The 14,775-nt window shown below is 72.8% G+C and carries 14 protein-coding genes; 7 read left to right on the forward strand and 7 right to left on the reverse strand.

Translation table 11 applies throughout. The annotated features are described in order from the left end of the window. Positions 1–64 precede the first annotated feature (64 nt). The 5 genes from KBX06_RS07035 (at position 65) to KBX06_RS07055 (ending at position 5,206) form a co-directional block, all read left to right on the forward strand. The gene (locus KBX06_RS07035; RefSeq protein WP_210833408.1) at positions 65–664 is read left to right on the forward strand and encodes a heme-copper oxidase subunit III; all 600 of its coding nucleotides are present in this window, start codon (positions 65–67) and stop codon (positions 662–664) included. Between the two features lie 75 nt (positions 665–739). Next, positions 740–1,573: a cytochrome c gene (locus tag KBX06_RS07040; RefSeq protein WP_210833409.1), complete on the forward strand. Its 834-nt coding sequence runs from the start codon at positions 740–742 to the stop codon at positions 1,571–1,573. A 64-nt stretch (positions 1,574–1,637) separates the two neighbouring features. Next, positions 1,638–2,729, forward strand: a complete 1,092-nt coding sequence (locus KBX06_RS07045) for a ubiquinol-cytochrome c reductase iron-sulfur subunit (RefSeq protein WP_210833410.1) — start codon at positions 1,638–1,640, stop codon at positions 2,727–2,729. Continuing rightward, the gene (locus tag KBX06_RS07050) at positions 2,726–4,357 is read left to right on the forward strand and encodes a cytochrome bc complex cytochrome b subunit (protein WP_210833411.1); all 1,632 of its coding nucleotides are present in this window, start codon (positions 2,726–2,728) and stop codon (positions 4,355–4,357) included. The genes KBX06_RS07045 and KBX06_RS07050 overlap by 4 nt, the downstream gene beginning before the upstream one ends. Positions 4,358–4,534: 177 nt before the next feature. Then, positions 4,535–5,206 carry a DUF4142 domain-containing protein gene (locus tag KBX06_RS07055; protein ID WP_210833412.1) on the forward strand — a complete coding sequence of 224 codons (672 nt, stop codon included), beginning with the start codon at positions 4,535–4,537 and terminating at the stop codon, positions 5,204–5,206. A gap of 114 nt (positions 5,207–5,320) precedes the next feature. Here the strand turns inward: KBX06_RS07055 and KBX06_RS07060 are convergent, their stop codons facing one another. The 5 genes from KBX06_RS07060 to KBX06_RS07080 all read right to left on the reverse strand — a co-directional run bounded on the left by KBX06_RS07060 (position 5,321) and on the right by KBX06_RS07080 (position 10,897). Then, complete coding sequence (locus KBX06_RS07060) at positions 5,321–5,608, reverse strand: Lrp/AsnC family transcriptional regulator (protein WP_088999172.1); 288 nt, start codon at positions 5,606–5,608, stop codon at positions 5,321–5,323. Positions 5,609–5,644: 36 nt separating this feature from the next. Next, a complete protein-coding gene (locus KBX06_RS07065) occupies positions 5,645–6,493 on the reverse strand; it encodes a sugar phosphate nucleotidyltransferase (RefSeq protein ID WP_210833572.1) in 849 nt (282 codons plus the stop codon). Between the two features lie 131 nt (positions 6,494–6,624). After that, positions 6,625–7,167 carry an NUDIX domain-containing protein gene (locus KBX06_RS07070; protein WP_210833413.1) on the reverse strand — a complete coding sequence of 181 codons (543 nt, stop codon included), beginning with the start codon at positions 7,165–7,167 and terminating at the stop codon, positions 6,625–6,627. A 52-nt stretch (positions 7,168–7,219) separates the two neighbouring features. Further along, positions 7,220–9,013: a bifunctional (p)ppGpp synthetase/guanosine-3',5'-bis(diphosphate) 3'-pyrophosphohydrolase gene (locus KBX06_RS07075; protein ID WP_210833414.1), complete on the reverse strand. Its 1,794-nt coding sequence runs from the start codon at positions 9,011–9,013 to the stop codon at positions 7,220–7,222. A gap of 129 nt (positions 9,014–9,142) precedes the next feature. Further along, the gene (locus tag KBX06_RS07080) at positions 9,143–10,897 is read right to left on the reverse strand and encodes a DEDD exonuclease domain-containing protein (RefSeq protein WP_210833415.1); all 1,755 of its coding nucleotides are present in this window, start codon (positions 10,895–10,897) and stop codon (positions 9,143–9,145) included. Between the two features lie 328 nt (positions 10,898–11,225). Between KBX06_RS07080 and KBX06_RS07085 the strand changes: the two genes are divergently transcribed. Both KBX06_RS07085 and KBX06_RS07090 read left to right on the forward strand, forming a co-directional pair. Next, the gene (locus KBX06_RS07085) at positions 11,226–12,590 is read left to right on the forward strand and encodes an NYN domain-containing protein (protein WP_374225592.1); all 1,365 of its coding nucleotides are present in this window, start codon (positions 11,226–11,228) and stop codon (positions 12,588–12,590) included. 144 nt (positions 12,591–12,734) lie between these two features. Continuing rightward, the gene (locus KBX06_RS07090) at positions 12,735–12,947 is read left to right on the forward strand and encodes a hypothetical protein (RefSeq protein ID WP_210833417.1); all 213 of its coding nucleotides are present in this window, start codon (positions 12,735–12,737) and stop codon (positions 12,945–12,947) included. A gap of 72 nt (positions 12,948–13,019) precedes the next feature. Here the strand turns inward: KBX06_RS07090 and KBX06_RS07095 are convergent, their stop codons facing one another. Together KBX06_RS07095 and KBX06_RS07100 are read right to left on the reverse strand one after the other, a co-directional pair. Continuing rightward, complete coding sequence (locus KBX06_RS07095) at positions 13,020–13,811, reverse strand: ABC transporter permease (protein ID WP_210833418.1); 792 nt, start codon at positions 13,809–13,811, stop codon at positions 13,020–13,022. After that, the gene (locus tag KBX06_RS07100; protein ID WP_210833419.1) at positions 13,808–14,764 is read right to left on the reverse strand and encodes an ATP-binding cassette domain-containing protein; all 957 of its coding nucleotides are present in this window, start codon (positions 14,762–14,764) and stop codon (positions 13,808–13,810) included. The genes KBX06_RS07095 and KBX06_RS07100 overlap by 4 nt, the downstream gene beginning before the upstream one ends. Positions 14,765–14,775 lie beyond the last annotated feature (11 nt).

Here is a 14,775-nt window from a genome sequence, read left to right on the forward strand (position 1 = left end):
TGTCGATGCCACTGGTTTGGCCCCCCGCTGATCGCCGGCCCCGGTCAAGGGCAATAATGACGGCGTGACTGCGGCCCCAGCCATTGACAAGAGCCGGATCCACTCCCTGACCCGACCCAACATGGTCAGCGTCGGGACGATCGTGTGGCTCTCCAGCGAACTCATGTTCTTCGCGGCGCTGTTCGCGATGTACTTCTCCATCCGCGCGGCGGCGCCGGAGCAGTGGGCAGAGCACACCGTGCACCTCAACATCCCCTACGCGACCACCTTCACGGTGATCCTGGTGTTGTCGTCGGTGACCTGCCAGCTCGGGGTGTTCGCCGCGGAGAAGGGTGACGTCCACGCGCTGCGGCGCTGGTTCACGATCACCTTCGTGATGGGCCTGATCTTCGTCCTCGGCCAGCTCAACGAGTACCGCGAGCTGGTGCACGAGGGCATCAAGATCAACGCAGACGGTTACGGGTCGATGTTCTACCTGACCACCGGCTTCCACGGCCTGCACGTCGCCGGCGGTCTCGTCGCCTTCGTCATCTTCATGATCCGCACGACCATGGGCCGGTTCACGCCGGCGCAGGCCACCTCGGCGATCGTCGTGTCCTACTACTGGCACTTCGTCGACGTCGTGTGGATCGGGCTCTACGCCATGATCTACTGGCTTCAGTGATCTTGGCGCGTCTCGAACCGCGCCGCTGCTCCGTCCCCTCCTGAGACAAGGTCCAACCGGTTAAGGACACAGGTCATGACTTCTGACAACGACCGCCGACGCGGTCTGCTCGCGCGGCTGCGCGAGCGGCCCGCGGCGCGCAGCAGGGGCCGCCGCCGGCTGGGCGCCGCGGTCCGGCTGTTCGCCGCGCTGATGCTGGCCGGCGGCGCCTACACCGTCTTCGCCCCCGGCGCGCAGGCGCAGGACACGCCGCTCACCGGTGCCGCCGCGGAGGGCAAGGCGCTGTTCGACGTGAGCTGTGTGACCTGTCACGGTCGCAACGCCCAGGGCATCGAGGGGCGCGGGCCGAGCCTGATCGGCGTCGGCGCGGCCTCGGTCGAGTTCCAGGTCGGCTCCGGCCGCATGCCGATGGCCCGGCAGGAGGCCCAGGCCCAGCGCAAGCCGGAGCTCTTCACCGACGAGGAGACCCGCCAGCTCGCGCAGTACGTCCAGGAGCTCGGCGGCGGTCCGGTGGTGCCCGACGGCGACAACCTGCACGCCGACGGCAACGTCGCGGCCGGTGGTGAGCTGTTCCGGATCAACTGTGCGCAGTGCCACGCCTTCGGCGGTGGCGGCGGCGCCCTCTCCTCCGGCAAGTACGCGCCGAGCCTGAGCCCGGCCACCGACCGGCAGATCTACGCCGCGATGCTGAGCGGCCCGCAGAACATGCCGGTCTTCGGCGACAACCAGATCACCCCGGACCAGAAGGCGGACCTCATCGCCTACATCCAGGAGACCCTGAAGCACGACCGGGACCCGGGCGGCTTCAACCTCGGTCGGTACGGGCCGTCCACCGAGGGCCTGGCGATCTTCCTGGTGGGCATCGTCGCGCTCGTCTTCGCGAGCCTGTGGATCGCGGGCAAGTCGTGACCAGGTTCATCCGATTCAGTGCCGTGGTGCCGCAGCGCGGCACCGCCCGTAGCGAGGTGACGGCATGACCACCCAGACCGAGCGCCCGGAGATCCCGCGCAGCCGGCAACCGATGGACGTCCAGGCCCCCGGGCTCAGCCAGTTCGACATCGTCCGCGAGGGCGCGCGCCGGGACGACATCGAGATCGTCCACTACGAGCCGCAGGTCGCGCCGGGCAGCAAGGCCGAGCGCCGGCTGACCCGTACGATCGCGTCGTTCTTCCTGCTGACCGGCCTCGCGGCGACCGCCTTCCTGGCCGTCTACATCTGGTGGCCCTGGGAGTACTCCCCGGGCAGCGGCAGCGGCAAGTGGTACACCCCGCTGCTCGGCGTCACCCTCGGCGTGGCCCTGCTCGGCATCGGCTTCGGCATCCTGACCTGGGGCAAGAAGCTGCTGCCGAAGGAGGTCTCGATCCAGGACCGGCACGAGGGCGCGGTCGCCTCCGACGACCGGATCATCACCGGCCAGACCATGCTCTACATGGCCGACGAGCTGGGCGTGAAGCGTCGGCCGCTGCTCGGCATCTCGCTGCTGGCCGGTCTCGCGCCGGTCGGGGCGGTCGCCGCGGCGCCCCTGGTCGGTGGCCTGATCTCTCAGCCGCACAAGAACAACCAGATGTTCAGGACGGGGTTCGCCCCGGCCGAGAACGGCGAGAAGATCCGCCTGGTCCGCGAGGACGGCCGGCCGATCCGTCCCGCGGACGTCAGCGCGGGCGGCCAGGTCACCGTCTTCCCCGGCATCGACCACGGCGTGAGCAACCTGCACGCGGACTCGCCGGCCCTGCTGATCCACCTGCGGGACAGCGACGCGCAGGAGTCGCGCCGGGCCAACGAGCGGGAGAAGCACGGCGGCTACATGTGGGGCAACTTCGCCGCGTTCTCGAAGATCTGCACGCACGCCGGCTGCCCGGCGAGCCTGTACGAGCAGCAGACCAACCGCCTGCTCTGCCCGTGCCACCAGTCGCAGTTCCTGATCACCGACAACGCCCGGCCCATCTTCGGCCCGGCCAGCCGACGGCTGCCGCAGCTGCCGATCGAGGTGGACTCCGAGGGCTACTTCGTGGCCAAGTCCGACTACACCGAGACCGTCGGGCCCGACTTCTGGGAGCGGCCGTGAAGCGGCGCAAGTTTGAGATGGCAGCTGTGCCGGGCAACGCCGCCCGGGGAGTGGACGACCGCTTCCAGGTGGCCACCCCGCTGCGCCGGCTGCTGAACAAGGTCTTCCCGGACCACTGGTCCTTCCTGCTCGGCGAGATCGCGCTGTTCTCGTTCGTCATCCTGCTGCTGACCGGGGTCTTCCTGACCTTCTTCTACGAGCCGGCGATGACCGAGGTGGTCTACAACGGCAGCTACGCCCCGCTGCGGGGCACGCCGATGTCGGCCGCGTACGCCTCCAGCCTGGACATCTCGTTCGACGTCCGGGGCGGCCTGATCATGCGGCAGATGCACCACTGGTCGGCGCTGCTGTTCATGGCCGCCATCGTGGTGCACATGCTCCGGGTCTTCTTCACCGGCGCGTTCCGCAAGCCGCGTGAGACCAACTGGATCATCGGCTCGCTGCTGTTCTGGGTCGGCTTCCTCGCCGGCTTCACCGGCTACTCGCTGCCGGACGACGGCCTCTCCGGCACCGGCCTGCGGATCGCCTCGGCGATCATGCTCTCCATCCCGGTGATCGGCTCCTGGGTCACCTCGTCGGTCTTCGGCGGGGAGTTCCCGGGCACGATCATCATCAGCCGGTTCTACATCGCCCACGTGCTGCTCGTCCCGGGCCTGCTGCTCGCGCTGATCGGCGCCCACCTGGGCCTGGTCTTCAAGCAGAAGCACACCCAGTGGCCCGGCCCCGGCCGGACCAACGGCAACGTGGTCGGCGAGCGGATGTTCCCCCGCTACGCGATCAAGCAGGGCGGCTTCTTCATGGTCGTCTTCGGTGTGGTCGCGCTGATGGGCGGCCTGTTCCAGATCAACCCGATCTGGCTGTTCGGCCCGTACGAGGCGTGGGTGGTCTCGGCCGCCAGCCAGCCCGACTGGTACGTCATGTTCCTCGACGGCTCGACCCGCCTGATGCCCGCCTGGGAGATCAACATCCCGATCGGTGACGGGTACGTGATCCCGCCGCTGTTCTGGCCGACGGTCGTGCTGCCAGGCATCCTGGTCGGCCTGTCGACGCTCTACCCGTTCCTGGAGGCCCGCCGGCTCAAGGACACCAGGAGCCACAACCTGCTCCAGCGTCCCCGGGACGTGCCGGCCCGTACCGGCCTGGGCGCCATGGCGGTCTCGTTCTTCATCGTGCTGACCCTCTCCGGCGCCAACGACGTCATCGCCGACAAGTTCCAGATCAGCCTGAACGCGATGACGTGGGCCGGCCGGATCGGTCTGCTCGTCGTGCCGCCGCTGGCGTACTACGTCACCTACCGGATCTGCCTGGGTCTCCAGCAGCACGACCGGGAGGTGCTCGTCCACGGTGTCGAGACCGGCATCATCCGGCGCCTGCCGGACGGCCGGTTCGAAGAGGTGCACCAGCCGCTCTCGGCGGCGGACGGGCACGCCGACGGCCACGGCGCGCTGCCGTACGCCGGCTGGGTCGTGCCGAAGAAGATGAACCGGCTCGGCGCCCTCGGCCCGGCCATCCGGGGCTTCTTCTACCCGATCGAGAAGCCGGCCGAGGCGCCGGTCTCGCCGGGCCACCCGCCCGTCGAGCCCCGCCCGGAGCGGGAGGAGATCGGCAGCGGCGAGAGCCGCCGCTGACCCCGCGACACCCCGACGTGGCGCCCACCGGAGTCCTCCGGCGGGCGCCACGTCCGTTTCCGCCCGCCGACGGTTCGACACGGACCCGGCGGCCGGTCGCCCCCCTGGGCGGGGGATCGCAGGAATAACCCCGGTCAGCCGGGTATCCGTGTGATCCAACGTCTCAAGGGGGGAAGCATGTTGGGTATCAAACGCCTGGGCCTGCTGGCCGCGCTGGTGCTGGTGGGGATCGCGCCGGCCGCGGCGGCACAGGCCGCCGTGCAGCCGTCGCAGCAGGACACCCAGTACCTGCAGGCCGTGCACCAGGTCAACCTGTTCGAGATCACCGCGGGTGACCTGGCTCAGCAGAAGGGCCAGAACCAGGGGGTCAAGGACCTGGGCCAGCGGTTCAAGACCGACCACACCCAGGTCGACCAGTCGGTGCAGGAGGTGGCCAACCAGCTCGGCGTCGAACTGCCGGCTGAGCCCACCGCCGATCAGCAGGCCGTCATCGACCAGCTGAACAACGCCAGCGGCGAGGAGTTCGACCGGCTCTGGGTGACCAGCGAGCTGGCCGGCCACGTCCAGGCCATCCAGGCCACCCAGACGGAGATCTCGCAGGGCTCCGAGCAGTCGGTGGTCCAGCTGGCCCAGACCGCCCTGCCGATCCTGCAGGCGCACTACGACGCGCTGGTGGAGCTGGCGGAGCAGATGGGCATCCCGGTGCCGCAGACCAGCGCCAGCGGTACCGCGAGCCCGGGCGGCACGACGCCGGCTCCGGGCGGCACCACCGGGACCCCGGCTCCGGGCGGCACCGAGTCGCCGGCTCCGGGTGGCACCGTCGAGACGCCGGCTCCCACGCAGAGCTGACGTCCGCGCACCACGACGGCCGGTCCGCCCCCAGGGTGGGCCGGCCGTTCGGCGTCGGCGTCGGTCGGCGTCGGCGTCGGTCGGCGTCGGCGTCGGCGTCGGTCGGCGTTCGCGTCAGTCGGCGTTCGCCAGGCCGATCGCGAACGCCTCCTCCAGATCGTGCTGGGAGTACGCGCGGAAGGCGATGTGCGACTCGGTGTTGAGCACCCCCGGCACCTTGGAGATGCTGCCGGCGATCACCTGGGCGATCTGCTCGAACTCCCGGACCCGGACCATCGCGATCAGGTCGACGTGGCCGGCCACCGAGTAGACCTCGCTGACGCCGGGCAGGTTGGCCAGGTTCTCGGCCACCTCGGGGATCGAGTCGGTGGCGCAGTCGATCAGCACGATCGCGGTGATCACGGGGCATTTCTCCGTTCGTCGGCGTCGTCGCCCATGCTAGATGTTTCCCCGGGCCGCGGGCGGTGGTGTGCCGGTGACGGTGAGGGCGCTGCCGGCGCGGACCACGTCGTGGAGGCGTTCGCCGGGGCCGACGGTGGCGCCGGGCCAGACGACCGTCCGCTGCACGTCGCCCCGGACGACGGCGCCCGCGCCGATCACCGCCGACCGGCAGCGGCCGGTCACCGTGGCCGTCGGGTGCACCAGGTTGCCGCCCCCGGCGGCGTGCAGGTTGGCCGCCAGGTAGTCGGCCGGGGTGCCGGTGTCGTAGAACGTGCCGGGGTACGGCACGACGGTCAACGCGCCGGCCGCCTCCGCCGGCCGCCAGACGGCCCGGACGAGGTCGCCGAACCCGACCGGCAACTCCCGCACCAGCCGCCACGGCAGCAGCGAGAAGCCGGTGAACACGTGCCCGTCGAAGGTGCCCGGCGCCGCCGGGTCTGCGGCGGGCTGGCCGAGCAGGCGGACGGATCCGCCGTCCCAGCCGCGCAGCAGCGCGGCGATGTCGGGGCCCGGCGGCCACTCCGGGTCGGCGAGGTAGGCGTCGGCGTTGCCGACCAGGACGCCGCGACCGGCGATCCAGTCCCGCAGGTTCGCCACCCCGCCGGCCGTGCCGAGCGGGTCGCCCGGCTCCACGGAGAGGTGGGCGCGGCCCCCGACGTGCTCGACGACCTGGTCGCCGAGGTAGCAGGCGTTGACGGCGACCCGGTCGGGCCCGACCAGGCCCAGCCCGGCCAGCCGGTCCAGCGCCCGGTCGAGCAGCGGCACGTTGCCCACCGGGCAGAGCGCCTTGGGCAGCCGCTCGGTCAGCGGCCGCAGCCGGGTGCCCTCGCCGGCGGCGAGCACCACCGCGCAGACCTCGGTCGGGCCGTAGCCAGCCGTCGCGGCGGTGGCCGGGCGGGGGGCAGCCGTTCCGGCGGGGGCGGAGCCCTGCTCTTCCGGGGCGGCGGTGGCCTGGCCGTTGGCGTCGCGGCCGGCGGTCACGGTTTCGTGTCGGGCACCGGCGGCGGGAACTGCCCGGCCAGCGGCCCGATGTCGTAGTACGCGAGCAGCCGGGCCGTCGGCCAGGTCAGCTTGGGCAGGTCGTCCAGCGGGTGCCAGGCGGCCTCGAAGACCTCGGCGCCGTCGACCTTCAGCTCGGTGCTCGACGCCGGCACCTCGGCGGTGAACACGACGTCCACCCAGCCCTTGGCATGCACGACGGCGTTCGGGACGGCGGGGCTCAACTGCCGGGGCGAGAGCCGGATGCCGGACTCCTCGTGCAGTTCGCGGGCGGCGCCCACCACCGGTGCCTCGCCCTTCTGCAACAGGCCGGCGGGCAGCCCCCAGCCCCGGCCGGGCGGCTGACGCAGCAGCAACAGGCGGCCCGCTCCCTCGGCCTCGCTGTCCCGGACCAGGGTGACCGCACCGACGATGTACTTCGGCACGGCCATCCGGACCAGGCGGCGGCGTACCGGCAACGGCAGCCGGTAGAAGACCTGGTATGCGACGGCCCGACCGGTGGCGCGCGAGCGGGGGATCATGCGTCCAGGCTAGTGGCCGCGAGGAACGTTCGGACCACCCGGGCCGCAGCCGTTACTGTCGGTGGTCCACCAGGTCGATGAGCTGGCGTACGACCGTGTCCGGTTCGATCACCCGGTCGAAGACCGCGACCAGCAGCGTCTCCAGGTCGGGGTAGCCCAGTTCCTCCGACAGCCGCAGCAGCGGCAGGTCGCTGGCGAGGCCCCGGTCGTGCTTGCGCAGGGCCAGCCCGACGGTGGCGCGGCCGAGGCGGACCTTGTCGGCGATGGAGATGCCGGGCTCGGTGTGGTCGGCGAACCACCGGCTGATCTGCATCTGTGCCTGCGGCGACTTGACGAAGCCGAGCCACTCCCGACGGGGGCCACGTGGGGCGACGTCCGCGTCGAAACCGTCCGCCGCGTCGGTCTCGGTGAAGATCTCCACCACGTCGCCCTCGTCCAGTTCGGAGGAGAGCGGCACCAGCCGGCCGTTGACCTGCGCCGCGAGACAGTGGTCGCCCCGCTCGGTGCCCAGCTCGTACGCGAGGTCGACGGGGGTCGCCCCGGCGGGCAGCACGACCTGTCGCCCGTCGGCGAAGACCTGGACCTGCGTCTCGGCGAGGTCGCAGCGCAGCGACTCCAGGAACTGGGCCGGATCGGCCGTGTCCTGTTCCCAGTCGAGTACCCGGCGCAGCCAGTCGGGCTGCTCGGAGCGGGCCGCGGCGGTGCCGCCGCCGGAGCGCGGGAAGCGGAAGTCGGCGGCGACCCCGTACTCCGCCGAGCGGTGCATCTCCTCGGTGCGGATCAGCACCTCCACGGTGCGGTCCTTCGGCCCGCAGACGCTGGTGTGCAGCGAGCGGTAGAGGTTGTTCTTGGGGGAGGCGATGAAATCCTTGAACCGGCCGGGGACCGGCCGCCACACGCCGTGGATCGCGCCGAGCGCCGCGTAACAGTCGGTGGCCGGGCCGTCCACCACGATCGCGATCCGGGGCAGGTCGAAGGGGGCGGCGTGGCCACCGGCCACGGTGTCCTTCCAGATCGAGTAGAGGTGCCGGGGACGGGCGGTCACGACCGCGTCCACCCGGCTGCGGCGCAGGGCCGACTTCGCCCGGGTGACAACCTCGTCGAGGTACGCGTCCCAGCCCGGCCGGTCGTGCACGTGCCGGGCGATCCGGGCGTGCTCGTCCGGCTCCAGGTGCAGCAGCACCACGTCGTCGAGTTCGCGCTTGAGCGTCTGGATGCCCAGCCGGTCGCAGAGCGGGACCAGGACCTCCTGCGTCTTGCGGGCGATCCGCTCCCGGGAGGCCGCGGACCGGACGCCCAGGGTGCGCATGTTGTGCAGCCGGTCGGCCAGTTTGATGATCAGGACCCGGACGTCCTTGCCGGCCGCGACGATCATCTTGCGGATCGTCTCGGCCTCGGCGGCCTTGCCGTAGAACGCCTTGTCGAACTTGGTCACCCCGTCGACCAGGTGCGCCACCTCGCGCCCGAAGTCCTCGGCGAGCGCCTGGAGGGTGTAGCGGGTGTCCTCCACGGTGTCGTGCAGCAGCGCGGCGACCAGGGTGGTGGCGTCCATGCCGATCTCGGCGCAGATCTGGGCCACCGCCAGCGGGTGGGTGATGTAGGGCTCGCCGCTCTTGCGGAACTGCCCGCGGTGCATGTTGTCCGCGATGGTGTAGGCCCGGCGCAGCACGGAGGGCTCGGTGCCGGGGTGGATCGTCCGGTGGGTCCGGACCAGGTGGCTGACCGGATCGGTGTCGGCGGTGGGCCAGCTCAGCAGCGAGCGCAGCCGGCGGGCCAGCGGCAGCTCGCCCGGTCGGGTCGGGAGCGCGCCCCCCATGGCGGCGCCGCGTCCGGCGTCGAGGTCCACGCGGGACACCTCCTCACCCCGGCTCCACGGCCGCCGACACCCGGCAACCGGAAGCAGGCCCACGAAACGGGCAGGACTGCACTTCTCTAACAGAGTAAGGGAGTCGAGGTAGTCCGATCGGTCACTTGGTCATGGGCTTTCGGTCGAGCTTTGCGGGGACGCGGCGTTCTCGGCCTTTCTCAGCAGGTCGCGGAAGCGGGCCGCGCCGGCCACCGGGGACGCCCACCCGGAGGACATCTCCACCAACCGGGTCTCCGGTCGCTCCAACCAGGACAGGATGCGTTCGCTCTCCTCGGCCGAGGCGCGCGGGACCGGGCCGTGGCCCGGCAGGACGGTCTCGGCGGTCGCCCGGATCGCGGCGATCGTCGGTCGGGGGTGGACACCGGGAGGGGAGACGCCGGCCCCGGCCAGCCGGCCGTGCCGCACCAGCGCCAGCTCCCAGCCGCCACCGGCCGCCGGGCGCGCGGCGGCCAGCTCGGCGATGCCGGTCAGCGCCGTCAGCCGCTGCATCCGTACGGTCGCCCGCAGCACCGCCACCAGCCGGGCCCGGGCCACCGCCGCCTCCTCGTAGCGCTGGGCCCCGGAGAGCGCGTCGATCCGGGCGAGCAGGGCGTCCACCACCGGTCGGGGGTCGCTGGCGGTGGCGGTGCGAAACGGCGCGACCGCGCGGACGTCGTACTCCTCCGGGGTGATCCGGTGCTCGCAGGGCGCCGGGCAGCGACCCAGCTCCGCCAGCGCGCAGGCCGGCGTGACCGTGCGCAGCGACAGTCGGTGGGTGCACTGGCGCAGTGGCACGGCGTCGTGGAAGCCCGCGGCGGCCAGTTCCGCCGCCCGCCGGGAGCTGAACGGCCCGAGGTAGGCGGCGTCGCCGGGGGAGATGGCCCGCACCACCGACAGTCGTGGGTACGGCCCGTCGGTCAGCTTCAGCCAGAGCACCCGCTCCGGGAACTTCGACCGCCGGTTGTAGGGCGGGGCGTGCGCCGCGATCAGCCGCAGCTCGCGGACCTCCGCCTCCAGCGAATGGGCGCACTCCACCGCCTCCACCCGCTCCGCCGCGGCGAGCATCTCGGAGATCCGGGCCCGCTTCTCCGCCGCGGTGAAGTAGCTGCGCACCCGGGTGGCGACGTCGCCGGAGGTGCCGACGTAGAGCGGCCGGTCGTCGGCTGCCCGGAAGATGTAGATTCCCGGCGCCCTGGGCAGCCCCTCGGCCAGGTGTCGCTTGCGCCGCTGGGTCGGGGTGACCGCGCGGGCGAACTCGATGGCGTCGCCGACGGTGTCGACCCGGTGCCCGGCCAGCCGCGCGATCAGCCCGTGCAGCACGTCGACGGTGGCCTTGGCGTCGTCGAGCGCCCGGTGGGTCGGCCGGGTGGCGGTGCGGAAGTAGGCCGCGAGGGTGCCGAGCTTGCGGTTGGGCACCTCGTCGCGGGTCAGCACCCGGCGGGCCAGCGCGGCGGTGTCGAGCACCCGCGGGCTGGGCCAGTGGTAGCCGTGCTTGGCGCACGCGGCCTTGAGGAAGCCCACGTCGTAGGGGGCGTTGTGGGCGACCAGCACGGCGTCGGTGATGAACTCCAGGAAGCTCGGCAGCACCTGCTCGATCGGCGGGGCCGGCACCAGCATGGCCTGGGTGATGCCCGTGAGCACGGTGATGAACGGCGGGATGGGCACGCCCGGGTTGACCAGGGTGGCGAGGACGCCCAGCTCCTCGCCGCCGCGCACCTTCACCGCACCGATCTCGGTGATCCCGCCGCCGTCCGGGGCGCCGCCGGTGGTCTCCAGGTCGACCACCACGAACGTCGTCGCGTGCAGCGGCAGCGCCGGGTCGATCCCGCCCGCGCCCGGGGCGAATCCGGCCAGCGGCTCCTGGACGTACTCGGTCTCTGCCATCGGCGGCACGCTAGCGGTCCGGTCCGACACTCCGGTCCCAACGGCATCAGACGTCACCACCGGTCTAGGATGAGAGATCGGCTCACTCACCGGGCGGTGGGCCCGGTCGCGGTGGGAGACTTGCCACATGCCCCTCACCGAGCCGCACGACGACCGCCTCCGGCAGGAGGATCCGGTCGACGCTGCGCGCGATGTCGGTGGGGGTGCCCCCGACGAGGTTGGCCTGCCCGGGACGCCGGCCACCCCGGCGGCAGCCGCCGGTGCCTCGGCCGCCGAGGCACCGGCGTCCGACCGCGAGGCGTCCGAGCCCGGGGTGTCGGCGCCTGCCGTGCCCGAGCCTGAGGCGCCCGAGCCCGAGCCTGAGGCGCCCGGGGCGTCGGTGCCCGAGCCCGAGCCCGTCCTGCCCGAGCCGGTCCGGCAGCGCATCGTGGCGCTCACCGCGGCGGTGCTGCCCGGGCTGCCCGCAGACGAGGTGCCGGTGCCGCTGCGCCGGGTCGCCAAGTTCGCCCCGAACCGCCGGGCGCGGCTCGGCGCTCCGGCGATCGCCGCCCAGCTGACCGCGGACCCGCTGTTCCGGCAGCGGATCACCGCCCGGGTGCTCGCCGACACCGGCGACCTGGGCGCCGCGGTGCTGGAGGGCACCGCGCCGGCCGCCGCCGACCCGGTCGAGGTGGCCGCGCTGGCCTACCTGGCCCGGCCCCGGGGGTGGCGGGAGCTGATCGAGGCCAGCGGCGCGGCGGTCCGCGCCGAGGCCGACAGCGCCGTGGTCGCCGAACTGGTCCGCGAGGCCGAGCAGCGGGCCACCCGCGCCGAGCACGACCGGGCGGTGGCCCGGGTCGAGGCCGAGAAGCTCCGCGACGAGCTGGCCCGGGTCCGCGAGGAGCTGGGCCAGCTGCGCGAGGAGAGCCGGCAGCAGAACCGGGCGCTGCGCGAGACCCAGGCCCGCGAGCGCAAGGCCACGGAGCTGCTCGCCACCGAGCGGGGCCGGGCCGCCCGGGCGGCGGCGGACGCCGACGCGGAGCTGCGCCGGGTGCGGGCGCGGCTGGCCGAGGCCGAGTCGGCGGCGGGGGCGGCCCGGGCCAGCGCCAAGGAGGCCCGCTCCGTCGACGACGCCCGGCTCTGGCTGCTGCTGGAGACCATCGGGCAGGCCGCCGTGGGGCTGCGCCGCGAGTTGGCGCTCGATCCGGTCGACACCCTGCCCGCGGACTTCGTCGCCGACACCTTCGCCGACCGGTCCGGCACCACGGCGGCCGGCACCGCCACCCGTGCCCGGGACACCGACGACCCGGCCCGCCTCGACCAGCTGCTCGCCCTGCCCCGGGCGCACCTCGTCGTCGACGGCTACAACGTGACCAAGCGCGGCTTCGGCGAGATGTCCCTCGAACAGCAGCGCAAGCGGCTGATCACCGGCCTGGGCGGGATCGCCGCGCAGACCGGCGACGAGGTCACGGTGGTCTTCGACGGCGCCGAGCGGATGCACGGGCTGCCGCCCACACCGCGCGGCGTGCGGGTGCTCTTCTCCCGCAAGGGGGAGACCGCCGACGAGCTGATCCGGCGCCTGGTCCGCGCCGAGCCGTCGGGCCGCCCGGTGGTGGTGGTCTCCTCGGACCGCGAGGTCGCCGACGGCGTACGCCGGCACGGCGCGTACCCGCTCGGTGCCGACTCGCTGCTGCGCCGGCTCGCCCGGTCCTGATCGGGGCGCTTGATCGCTTTCGGGCCGTCCGCGACCGGTTGTCCCTTTTCTGTCGTACCTCCGGCCTACCGTCGTGGTGACCGACGGTGCTCGGGTGGCGACGGTGACGCCGCACCCGGTCGCCGCAGCGCACCAGGAGGCGAGATGCTCATCGACTGCGCGGGGTGCGGTATCCGGGGGAGCGGCTGCGCCGACTGCCTGGTGACCGTTCTGCTCGACGATTCGTCCCCGGCCGCCGGGCTGGGCGGCGCGGAGGCCCGGGCGATCGAGGTCTTCGCCCGGGCCGGGTTCGAGGTGGAGGTGCTGCCCACCCCCCGGCCGGCCGGGCGGCCCACCCGACGCCGCCGCGTCGCGTGACGGCCACGGCCGTCGGCCCGACGACGCCCGTTCCCGGGCCGGCGGCTCGGGAACGGGCGTCGGGGATGACGGTCAGCGGGACGGGTCCCGGTTGAACAGCTTCTTCGCCCAGAGATAGCCGACCAGCGCGATGGCGGCGCACCAGGCCGCCGCGAGAGCGGCGTGCGTCGCCACCGGCCCGCCGGTCAACAGGCCACGCAGGGTCTCGATGATGGGGGTGAAGGGCTGATACTCGGCGAACTGCCGCAGCCCGTCGGGCATCGAGTCGGTGGGCACGAACCCGCTGCCGATGAAGGGCAGGTAGGTCAGCGGCATGGGCAGGTTGCTCGCCGTCTCGACGCTCTTGGAGACCAGCCCCAGCGCGACCGAGAGCCAGGTGAACGCGAAGGCGGTCAGGACCAGCACGCCGGCGGCCGCCAGCCAGGCCGACGCGCCCGTGGTGGGCCGGAATCCGATCAGCAGGGCGACCCCGGTGACCACCGCCAGGCTGAGCATGGTCTGCACCATGCTGCCCAGCACGTGACCGGTCAGCACCGACACCCGAGCGATCGCCATGGTCCGGAACCGGGCGATGATGCCCTCGGTCATGTCCATCGCGACCGACACGGCCGTCCCGGTGGCCGCCAGGCCGGCGGCTATCAGCAGGATTCCCGGGGTGACGTAGTTGACGTAGTCGCTCCGGTCGCCCGAACCGCCGCCCAGCCCGGCGCCGAGGGTCGCGCCGAAGACGTAGACGAACAGCAGCAGCAGCAGGATGGGCATGCCGACGAGCAGCACCGTCATCGACGGGTAGCGCACCCAGCGGCGCAGGTTGCGGCGCAGCATCGTGCCGGAGTCGCGGACGGCGTACGTCAGGGTGCTCATCGGGGGGTTCCCACCTTCTCGGGCTGACCGGTGAGGGCCAGGAAGACGTCGTCGAGATCGGGCGTGTGCACCGACAGCGACTCCACGGCGACGGACCGGCTGTCGAGCAGGTCGAGCAGGTCCCGCAGCGACCGGACACCGCCGTCACCGGGCACGTGCAGGGTGAGGTCGGCGGCTTTGCGGGACTGCTCGGGCAGCACCCGGACGGCCGTGTCGAACGCGGCCTGGTCGGCGAAACGCAGGCTGACGTGCCCGCCGGGGACGAGCCGCTTGAGTTCCGCCGCGCTGCCCTGCGCGACCAGGCGACCGTGGTCGAGTACGGCGATCCGGTCGGCTAGCTGGTCCGCCTCCTCCAGGTACTGGGTGGTCAGGAAGATGGTGACGCCGTCCGCCACCAGATCCCGGACGATCTGCCACATGGCCTGCCGGCTGCGCGGGTCGAGACCGGTGGTGGGCTCGTCGAGGAAGACGACGCGGGGGCGACCGACCAGACCCATCGCCAGGTCGAGCCGCCGGCGCATCCCGCCGGAGTAGCTGGCGACCGGCTTGCCGGCCGCCTCGACCAGGTCGAACATCCTGAGCAGGCTCCGGGCACGCTGCCGCCCCTCGGCTCGGGGCAGGTGGTGCAGGTCGGCCATCAGCCGCAGGTTCTCCTCGCCGGTGAGCAGTCCGTCGACGGCGGAGAATTGGCCGGTCACACCGATCGCGGCGCGTACCGCGTCGGGCTCCCGGGCGACGTCGTGCCCGGCGACCCGCGCCTCGCCGGAGTCGGCGCCGATCAGGGTGGACAGGATCTGCACGGTGGTGGTCTTGCCGGCGCCGTTGGGGCCGAGCAGGGCGAAGATCGTGCCTGCGGCGACGGTGAGGTCGATGCCGTCGAGCACCACCTGGCCGCCGTAGGACTTGCGGAGGGCGGCGACCGTGATGGCCGCCGGGGCCGTGCTGGGTGGCATGTCTTCTCCTT

This window comes from Micromonospora sp. C31 (assembly GCF_018070575.1).
Taxonomy (GTDB): domain Bacteria; phylum Actinomycetota; class Actinomycetes; order Mycobacteriales; family Micromonosporaceae; genus Micromonospora.